This is a genomic window from Streptomyces sp. NPDC001157 (genome assembly GCF_053598255.1).
In genome coordinates, this window is record NZ_JBSFJW010000088.1 from 1 (window position 1) to 2,940 (window position 2,940).

A 2,940-nucleotide genomic window follows, 5' to 3' on the forward strand; every position below is an offset into this window, starting at 1 on the left:
CGGGAAGGTGGACCGGCGGGTGTTGCCGGTTCCGGAGTTCGGTGGTGGGGCGGACAGTCGTGAGCCGCGTACGGAGCGGGAGCGGTTGTTGTGTGGGTTGTTTGCTGAGGTGCTGGGGGTGGAGCGGGTCGGTGTCGACGACAGCTTCTTCGACCTGGGTGGCGACTCGATCGTCTCCATCCAGCTCGTCTCCCGCGCCCGTGCCGCGGGAGTGGTGATCTCACCGCGCGACGTGTTCCGGCACAAGACCGTCGCCGCACTCGCCGAACTGGCCACCGCCGAGCAGCCGCCCGCCCCCGTCCGCAGCGCCCTTCCGCTGGTGACCCTCGACCACGCGGAGCGGACTGCCCTGGAGGTGGACCTCCCGGGCCTGGAGGACGTACTCCCGCTCTCACCGCTGCAGGAGGGCATGTTCTTCCACGCTCTCTACGCCGGGGAGGGAGTGGATGTCTACACCGTGCTGACCCCCCTGGAACTGACGGGCGGCCTGGACGCGCCCCGACTGCGGCGGGCGTGCGACGCCCTGCTGGCACGGCACACGAACCTGCGGGCGGGCTTCGTGCAGAGCGCGGCCGACCGGTCGCTGCAACTGGTCCACCGAGAGGTCGTCACCCCGTGGCGCGAAGTGACCCTGGACGGCTACCCCGAGGACGAGCAGCAGCACCTGCTGGCCCAGATCCTCGACGAGGAGCGCACACGCCGGTTCGACATGGCCCGGCCTCCCCTGCTGCGCTTCACGCTGATCCGGCTCACCGCCGAGCGCCACGTGCTGCTCATGACCAACCACCACATCGTGGTCGACGGCTGGTCCTGGCCGCTGCTGGTGCGCGACCTCCTGGAGCTGTACGCGCAGGACGGTGACGCGACGGCACTGCCCGCCGTGGTGCCGTTCCGGGACTACCTCGGGTGGATCGCAGCACAGGACCGGCAGGCGGCCGAGAGTGCCTGGCGGTCGGCGCTGGAGGGCCTTGAAGGGCCGACCCTGGTCTCCGCCGGAGCCAGGAGCGACGGCCCCCCCGCGGTGCCGGAGCTGGTGGCCGGGCAGCTGCCGGAGACGTTCACCGCCGAACTCGACGCGGCCGCGCGCAGCCGTGGGCTGACGTTGAGCACGGTCATCGAGGGTGCGTGGGCGCTGGTGCTGCACCTCCTGACCGGGGAGCGCGACCTGGTGTTCGGCGCGACGGTCTCCGGCCGGCCGCCCGAGCTGCGCGGCGTGGAGGACATGGTCGGACTGCTGATGAACACGGTTCCGGTGCGGGTCCGGCTCGACCCCGCCGAACCGCTCGACGCCCTGCTGGCCCGCATCCAGGACGAACAGACGGCGCTGGGCGAGCACCACCATCTCGGTCTCGCCGAGATCCAGCGCTTGGCAGGCCTCGGTGAACTGTTCGACACCGCCATCGGCTTCGAGAACGCCCCGCTGGACCGGGACTCCGTCCGCAGAGCGGCCCGCGGCCTGCACGTCGGCGTCGACGACAGTGCCGCGCCGGGAGCCACGCACTACCCGCTCAGCCTTGTCGCCATCCCGGGCAGCCGGATGCGACTGGAACTCAACTACCAGGCCGGAGCGTTCACCAGGGCGGAGACAGAAGCGGTCCTGGTCCGGCTGCAGAAGGTGCTGGAGGCGTTCGTCGCCGCTCCCACGACTCCCACCGGCCGTATCGACCTGCTCGCCGCCCAGGAGCGCGGGCGGATCGTGGAAGAGTGGAACGACACCGGGCGCGCCGTGGCGGACGCGACGGTGCCCGAACTCTTCGCCGCGCAGGTGCGCCGCACGCCGGACGCCCCCGCGGTGGTCTTCGGGGACACCACGCTGACCTACGCGGAGGTGGACGCGCGGGCCGAACGGCTGGCGGCGGTCCTCGGGGCCCGCGGCGCGGGCCCCGAGCGGTTCGTGGCCGTGGCCCTGCCGCGCTCGGCGGAGATGGTGATCGCCATCGTCGCGGTGCTCAAGTCCGGGGCCGCCTATCTGCCCGTGGACATCGGCTACCCGGCGGAGCGCATCGCCTTCATGCTGCGCACAGCCCGCCCGGAACTCGTGCTGACCCACGCCGGCATCGCGTCCGAGCTGCCCCAGGTGGAAGGGTGCGAGCACCTCCTGCTCGACGGCGAGGGCATCCCCGCCGCGGAGGCCGGGACCGAGGCGGAAGTGGTCTCCACGGTGCCCGCGCGGACCGTCCGGCCGCTGAACACCGCCTACGTGATCTTCACGTCCGGTTCGACGGGACAGCCCAAGGGCGTGCTCGTCTCGCACAGCGGTGTGGCCAGCATGCTCGCGACACAGCGGGAGAAGCTCGCCCTCTCGCCCGGCGAACGCGTGCTCCTCTTCGCCTCACCGGGCTTCGACGCGGCGGTGTGGGAACTGTGCACGGCACTGCTGAACGGCGGCTGCGCGGTCGTGGCCACGCAGGAACAGCTCGCCCCGGGCCAGCCCCTGGTCGACCTCGTGGCCGAGCACGGAGTCTCGCTGCTGCTGCTGCCCCCGTCCGCGCTCGCCGTGGTACCGGAGGACGGACTGCCGGCCGGGGTGACCCTGGTGGTCGGCGGCGAGGCCTGCACACCGGAGCTGGTGGAGAGGTGGTCGGCGAACCGCCGGATGGTCAACGCCTACGGACCCACGGAGTCGACGGTCATCGCCACCATGAGCGATCCGCTGTCCGGCCGACGCGTGCCGCCCATCGGCCGGCCTGTGGCGAACACACGTGTGTATGTGCTGGATGCGGGTTTGCGTCCGGTGCCGGTGGGTGTGGTGGGTGAGTTGTATGTGTCGGGTGTGGGGTTGGCTCGGGGGTATGTGGGGCGGGCTGATCTGTCGGCGGAGCGTTTTGTGGCGGATCCGTTCGGGGCGCCGGGCACTCGTATGTATCGCACGGGTGATGTGGTGCGGTGGGGTGGGGATGGGTGTTTGGAGTTTGTGGGGCGTGTTGATCACCAGGTGAA

The 2,940-nt window shown here is 71.4% G+C and carries 1 protein-coding gene; it reads left to right on the top strand.

The features are described from left to right. Positions 1–118: 118 nt before the first annotated feature. A partial coding sequence (locus ACWDAG_RS47655) for a non-ribosomal peptide synthetase (protein WP_450701852.1) occupies positions 119–2,940 on the top strand: 2,822 nt, incomplete at its 3' end.